General features: G+C 57.8%; 4 protein-coding genes and 1 pseudogene. 3 read left to right on the top strand and 2 right to left on the bottom strand.

Annotated features, from left to right (window positions below; translation table 11 throughout):
* Positions 1-149 precede the first annotated feature (149 nt).
* The gene (locus tag LI953_RS14865; protein WP_227076881.1) at positions 150-1,058 is read left to right on the top strand and encodes a LysR family transcriptional regulator; all 909 of its coding nucleotides are present in this window, start codon (positions 150-152) and stop codon (positions 1,056-1,058) included.
* A gap of 597 nt (positions 1,059-1,655) precedes the next feature.
* On the opposite strand, the gene LI953_RS14870 is transcribed toward LI953_RS14865, so the two are convergent.
* Both LI953_RS14870 and LI953_RS14875 read right to left on the bottom strand, forming a co-directional pair.
* A complete protein-coding gene (locus LI953_RS14870; RefSeq protein ID WP_227076882.1) occupies positions 1,656-3,956 on the bottom strand; it encodes an HAD-IC family P-type ATPase in 2,301 nt (766 codons plus the stop codon).
* Between the two features lie 198 nt (positions 3,957-4,154).
* Positions 4,155-4,544, bottom strand: a pseudogene (locus LI953_RS14875) (LysR family transcriptional regulator); the annotation flags it as partial.
* 108 nt (positions 4,545-4,652) lie between these two features.
* Here LI953_RS14875 and metE point away from each other — a divergent pair.
* Together metE and LI953_RS14885 are read left to right on the top strand one after the other, a co-directional pair.
* The gene (metE, locus tag LI953_RS14880; protein WP_227076883.1) at positions 4,653-6,950 is read left to right on the top strand and encodes a 5-methyltetrahydropteroyltriglutamate--homocysteine S-methyltransferase; all 2,298 of its coding nucleotides are present in this window, start codon (positions 4,653-4,655) and stop codon (positions 6,948-6,950) included.
* Positions 6,947-7,216, top strand: a complete 270-nt coding sequence (locus LI953_RS14885) for a methylenetetrahydrofolate reductase (RefSeq protein ID WP_227076884.1) — start codon at positions 6,947-6,949, stop codon at positions 7,214-7,216. Before metE ends, LI953_RS14885 begins: the two co-directional genes overlap by 4 nt.
* Positions 7,217-7,242: the final 26 nt, after the last annotated feature.

A 7,242-nucleotide genomic window follows, 5' to 3' on the forward strand; every position in this document is an offset into this window, starting at 1 on the left:
TTAATGCCCCAGCGCTGCTGGTCAGAGCGATGATTTCCTCGATATTCTCACGCTCGGGACGATATTTCTGATAATTTTGTTCTTGTAAGGCCCCACAATCCATGCATTATTGATATAAATATATTCCAGATTGCGCCACCATATTATAAATGCATATTGACCCGAGATATCTGGCACAAATATCCGCAATAGTTGAGGCTGGCACCTTCCAGGCCGCCGCTGATGCGCTTGGTCTCACCCAACCGGCCCTTAGCCGGAATATACGTCTCGTCGAGCAGCGCGTTGGTCAGCCTATATTTGAGCGAATTGGCCGGCGCGCCCAACCGACTGATCTTGGCTTGAAGTTGGCGAAGGAAGGCTTAACGATCCGCCAGGCACAAGAAATAGCGTCTGTATATTTGGATTCGATGAAAGCAGGGTTTGCCGGGCGGCTACGTGTAGGCGCACCTTCCGGCATCGCTCTGCAACTTCTCAGCCCTACAATAAGTTTGTTTGTCTCAGATTATCCAGATGTTTTTGTTGATCTGTCCGTAGGAACAACTGATGAATTATCTGGCAAACTGGAAAGTGGCCAAATTGACTTGGTAATTGGCCCTTTGTCGATGGCCGATCGCTGGCACGGCCTCAAGACAACAAAAATATTTGACGATAGTCTCGGCATAGTCTGTCGGAAGAAACATCCTTTAATGGAAAAGAAGCAGATCAGTATTAAAGATCTCCTCAATTTTGGCTGGGTTGCACATAGGAATGGTTCGCCTCTAAGACTGCAAACAGAAGAAGTCCTTGAGGCTATCGGTCTGCGTGACGTGAAGTTTGCCATCGTCTCTCAGACTGCAGACTGCATCTACCCCCTAATTTCATACTGCGACCTTCTTTCGACCATGCCGAGGTGGAGCCATGCAGGTTTAACCCCGGCACCGGTATCATTTCTGAATTTCGATCATCCGCTTTTTGAGAGGCCTATTGGCATCATTCGACGGCAAAACATGGAATTGTCGCCGCTCTTGCGTTCTTTTATAAAACGCTTTCAAATTTTTATGCACAGCCACGGGAGATAATTGAGCAGCCCAAAGTCAAATTATACCAGGCCTCCCTCATCTTCAGTGGGATAACGTTGCATAAATCAGGCCTACCGGTCAACCGAACAGATGTCGACGCCAGAGGACGAACAGCATCACGCCTCTATGGTTTGCAATTAATTGCACTGCACAGCCCGGACATCCTACATCCTTGGTATGATGTTCACTGAGGAGCTTGCTGGTTTCGTCACCCGCCACCAGCGCCGTTTGTGCTCACTGCGGCGGGGTGCAGCACTGGCTCAGTGCATAACAGACTACCGAGATGCCAACGGCCAATGGAAACGCACGTAGCGGGTAACATATCAGGCCTTCATGGGCGAAGCCTCCGCCCGCCACCGCTATTGGGCGCGCAGCTTCATCGGCTGACGGCGCTTTGGCAAGCTCAGCCCAATGGCGCACATCACGCCCTAACCCAGCTGGAAACGTGGGCAAAGTGGAGGTGCTGCTCACCCAAAATTATGCGGGTCGTGACAGAGACGGGCCGATAACGGAATGGCAGCTTTCGTACATCCGATGATGAAGAGCGGGCATTCCCTAACCCAACCCACTGGTATCTGTCGACCGATAGTTGAGTGCCTAGAATATCTGGCGCTCAACTAGGGCAACGGTGCGTTTCAGTAGGTCGAGCAGAAAAGTGAAGAGGAAAACACTGGCTATAGTTATACCCAGAATATTCCAACTAAGCGGCGCCATCAATATACCGAACCCTGCAACAAAAAGGCTGAAGGCAACCGTAGCGACCGTCGCGACCGCCAACCAAATGCTCGGCGCTGACGACCAGAACCAGCGTTCTTCGCGGATGACATAGACGCTCGCCTGGATCGCCAGCATCAGGGTCAAAAACGAAAGTGTCCGAATCTCCGCCAACGGCAAATGCCAAAAGCCACGGCCGATTTGCAGCATTAGCGTGGCATAGCCGAGAGTTGCCAGCCCGTAAATTCCACCTTCGCCGACGATCCGGCCAATTCGCCAATGCCGGGGATGGGAGGAGGGTAAAGCACGATCCGTGGTGATCGCCATGGTCAGGAAATCATTGACGATCAGAAGCAACACCATCAGTAGCGGTGTCAGTACCGCATGTCCGGAAATGGCCAGACCCAGGGCGAGATAGAGCACAAACGCAATTTTTCGTACCACCATCGAGAGTGTATAGGTTCGGATGCGGTGGAAGGCCGCGCGCCCCTCACGGATCGCATCCAGGATGCCGGCCAGCCCCGGCAATGTCAGCACCAACCCCGCCGCTGCCTTGGCGACATCGGTTGCCGTTGAGACGGCGATCCCCATTTGCGCCTGACGCAGCGCGGGAGCGTCATTGGTGCCATCGCCGCACATACCCACCACGTGGCCATCACGTTGAAACAGCTTTACCAAACGAAATTTCTGTTCCGGGAACACGCCGGCAAACACGCTGTAATCGTCTGGCGCCGAGAGGTTCTCCAGCGCCGCCGAATCACAGACTTCGCCGGTGATCCCAACGGCTTTGGCAATGACTGCGGCGGTCTCCGGCGCATCGCCCGTTACCATGACCACGCGTACGCCGAGATCGCGCAAGGCGGTGATCAGGCTCGCCGCGTCCTCGCGAGGTGGGTCGGCAAGGCCGAGGAATCCGAGTAGAACGGTCGTGGTGGCATTGGTTCGGGTCACCGCAAGTACCCTACAGCCCGCTTCGGTGAGATGTTTCCGGGCATTCTCTTGTTCAGCGGATAGCGGCACGGATATCAGTGCCCCGAGCGCTCCTTTACGGAGCAGATCGCCATCTGCAAGCCGCGCCTCGGCGTATTTCCGGGCCGGATCGAAAGGTTCAAAATGTGCGGGAATAGGAACGGCCACACGCCGCGCCCGTGTGGCGTCGATAATCACCTGATCAACCGGATCACCACCCTCCGACGACGCAGCCGCCGCCGCCGCCAGCACCGCATCCTCCGCGACACCACCGAAGCCCACGATATTCTGAATTGAGAGTGCATTCTGCGTCAGTGTGCCGGTCTTGTCCGAGCAAAGCAGGCTCATTGTCGCTGCCTCGTTAATTGCCGCAAGCCTCGTGGGCAGCACGGATCCACGTACCAGCCGCCGTGACGAAAGTGCGGCCGCAAGCGTGAAGGTTGAAGGTAGTGCCACTGGGATCGAGGCGAGCAGGGCAGTCAGCAGCAACGGCACGGTTTCATCAAATGTCCTACCGATCGCATGCGCATAGACAAGCATCGCCAACACGACAACACCGTTGACCAAAGCAAGGTCCCGCACTACCGCTAGCACCGCGCGCTGCTCACCACTGACGCCGTGTGCATCCTGCACCAGCGAGGCGGTCTTGCCGAAATAGGTACGCGCGCCGGTCGCCACCACGATTCCCGTCGCTTCCCCTTGGCGAATCATCGCGCCGGCGTAGACCAGTTCTCCTGGTTTGCGTTCCACGGGCAGAGATTCCCCCGTTAACATTGATTGGTCTACCATTACGCTGCCGGCAGCGAGTTTAATGTCGGCAGGCACCACCGCGCCAAGCGCGAGTTTCACGAAATCTCCAGGTACCAGGCCGGACGCATCGATACGCGTCCAAATGCCATCCCGCCAGACCGCGGCCATAACCGTGAGTGTTTTTCTCAGAACCGCCACCGCGTCTTTGGCACGGGCCTCCTGGGACAGTCCCAGCACAGCGTTGAACATCAGCAGTACCGAAATTATCAGGGCCTGCGGCCCGTGGCCGAGAAACAACTCCAGCAGAATCGTCGCTTCCAGCATCCAGGGCAATGGAGCCCAAAGCTTCGCCACCAGCGCATGCAGCCAACCTTCCGAGGTATCGGCAATGGCATTCGCTCCGAACTGCTGCAACAACCTTGCGGCTTCCGCAGCCGATAGGCCCTGTTCAATTTTCTCGCTCATCCCGGGATCCTTCAGATTTGTACTCTGGTTCGTACTCCTCCCTGCATATATGCCAAAATATGGTCATTGCCCGGTCTACATTTTCGTCCTCCGGTACTTCCTTAAGTACATGCCTCTAGTTATATCGCAGTATCCCGAGCCCGACGATAAACGGCCGCTTTCGAGCACGTCGCTTAAGCCGCAGGATGTCGCAGTTGGGCGCACATCCACCTCCACGCGCGGCCAGGAATCAAGGTATGGGGCGACGATTTTCAGCAACCATTGATAGCAGGGGTGGCATTCCATGCCGATCCGAAGCTTGCCCCGCTCGCCTTTAGCAAACTGGGTCAGCCGCTCATCGGCCCGGGCAAAATGCGGCAGCAGCCGGTTGGCGACGGCCTGCAAAAACTCGCCCGCCTGGGTGGGCGCCAGGCTACGGCCCTCGCGCCGCCAGAGGCGCACCCCGAGCTGGGCTTCGAGCTTGGCAATGGCGTGCGAGAGCGCCGATTGGGTGAGGGTGAGGGTGAGCTTGGCGACTGCGGCGGTCAACGAGCCTTCACGCTCAACCTCATGGATGATGGAAAGATGGATGCGCTCAAGGATGGGTATGGACTTTTCATGAATGAAATTCACCGATATATGAAAACATATCATTTTTATTCATATATTCAACTCCCTATATCGCCGGTCAGTTCTTCATTCATGACCAGGTGACCAATGGCTTTTACCCATAATCTCGGCTTTCCCCGCATTGGCGCCAGGCGCGAGCTGAAATTCGCGCTCGAAGCCTATTGGCAGGGTGCATCCCCGCGTGAGGCGCTGTTTGAGACGGGTGCTATGCTCCGCGCCCGCCATTGGCGTGACCAAGCGGGGCTGAATTTGCTGCCGGTGGGTGATTTCTCGTTCTATGATCAGGTGCTCGACATGAGCTTCACTTTGGGCAATCTGCCCGCCCGCGTGCGGGACTGGCATGGTGAAGCGCTGGACAACTACTTCCGCCTCGCGCGTGGCCGCTCGGCGGCGGGTGCGGAAGATCACGCCGCCTGCTGTGGCGGCATCGCGGCGGGCGAGATGACCAAATGGTTCGACACCAATTATCACTACATCGTGCCGGAATTTGATGCGAACACGAGCTTCTCGTTCGATGCCTCACGTTTGCTCGCGCAGCTGGCCGAGGCCAAAGCGCAAGGCGTGACAGCTAAGCCGGTGATCATCGGGCCACTTACCTATCTGGCGCTCGGCAAGGCCAAGGATGGCTCGGATAAGCTCGCCCTCCTGCCCAAATTGCTGCCGGTCTATGCCGAGCTACTCGCGGCTCTGGGCACGGCAGGCGCCGAATGGGTGCAGATCGATGAGCCGATCCTGGTAACCGAACTCGACGCGCCCTGGCGAAAAGCGTTTGAGACGGCTTATGCGGGGCTGAACAAAGGCGCTGTGAAGCTGCTACTCGCCACCTATTTCGGCCGGCTGCGGGAGAATCTGCCCCTTGTCGCCACGTTGCCGGTACAGGGTGTGCATCTCGACGCCATCAACGCGCGTGACGAGGTTGAGGCGCTGGTGGCGGCTTTGCCGGGGCGGATCATCTCGCTCGGCGTGGTGAATGGCCGCAACATCTGGAAGACCGATCTGAATGCCACTCTGTCTTGGCTGGAGCCGGTATCAGACCGGTTGGGGAAGCGTCTCTGGCTCGCACCTTCCTGCTCGCTGCTGCATGTGCCGGTCGATCTGCGCCAGGAGCAGAAGCTCAATGACGAGATCAAATCCTGGCTGGCCTTCGCTGTGCAGAAGCTCGAAGAAATCAGCCTGCTGGCCAAAGCCCTGAACCAGGGGCGCCGCGCGGTGGCGGCTGAACTTGCCGCCAATGCCCATGCCATCGCCACGCGGCATTCTTCGAAACGGGTGAACAACCCGGAGGTGAAGGCCGCTGTGGCCGCAATTACGCCCGAACTTGGCAACCGCCAGAGCCCCTTTGCCGTGCGCTCAGTCAAACAACAGGCGCAGCTAAAGCTGCCGCTCTACCCCACCACCACCATCGGCTCGTTTCCGCAGACCAAGGCAATCCGCCTGGCGCGCAATGCTTTCAAGGCGGGGAATATCGACGAAGCTGCCTACAAGAGCGCCATGCGGGCTGAGATTAAGCACGCCCTATGCGAGCAGGAAAAGCTGGGCCTCGATGTGCTAGTGCATGGCGAGGCCGAGCGTAACGACATGGTGGAATATTTCGGTGAACAGCTTGACGGCTATGCCTTCAGCCAAGCCGGCTGGGTGCAGTCTTATGGCTCGCGCTGCGTCAAACCGCCGATTTTATATGGTGACATCAGCCGCCCGAAGCCGATGACGGTTGAGTGGATCAGCTATGCCGCCTCGCTCACCGCCAAGCCGATGAAGGGCATGCTGACTGGGCCCGTCACCATCCTCAACTGGTCGTTTGTGCGCGATGACCAGCCGCGTTCAGTTTCCTGCACGCAGCTTGCCTTGGCCATCCGCGAAGAAGTGCTCGACCTTGAAGAAGCCGGTGTGCGCATCATCCAGATTGACGAAGCGGCCTTGCGCGAAGGACTGCCGCTGCGCAAGGCCGAATGGCGGGAGTATCTGGATTGGGCCGTGCACGCGTTTCGGATCACCGCCAACGGCGTGGCCGATGAAACCCAGATCCACACCCATATGTGCTACTCGGAATTCAATGACATCATCGAAGCCATTGCCGGCATGGATGCCGATGTCATCACCATCGAAACCTCGCGCTCCGACATGGAATTGCTCGATGTGTTCGAGCGCTTCGCCTACCCGAATGAGATCGGCCCCGGCGTGTACGACATCCACTCGCCCAACATCCCTGATCAGGCACAGATCATCGCGCTGATGACCAAGGCCGCCCTGCGCATTCCCCCAGAGCGGCTGTGGGTGAACCCTGATTGCGGGCTGAAAACCCGGCAATGGAGCGAGGTGACGCCCGCACTTACCAACATGGTCGCCGCTGCGCGAGAATTGCGCGCCAAAACTCAGGCGGCATGAACAGCCTCACGCTGCCACGCTGGCCGGCGGGCGAGCGGATCAGCCCACTGCCCATACCCGCCGCCAGCGCGCCGCCGCCTGCTCTGTCCTTCGAGCTTTTCCCTCCAAAAACCGAGGCGCTGGAAGCCCAGTTCTGGACCCGCATCCGCCGTCTGGCGCCGCTCTCACCGCGGTTTGCCTCGGTCAACCGCCCCGATCTCACCTACGCCATCGCCCATATTTTAGGTGTGAGGCCAAAGACAAGCGCACCTTGTTTAAACGTATGAAATTGCCTGGATGCACCAGTCCATCC

Origin of the sequence: Acidocella sp. KAb 2-4, assembly GCF_020567705.1 — a bacterium.
GTDB lineage: Bacteria > Pseudomonadota > Alphaproteobacteria > Acetobacterales > Acetobacteraceae > Acidocella.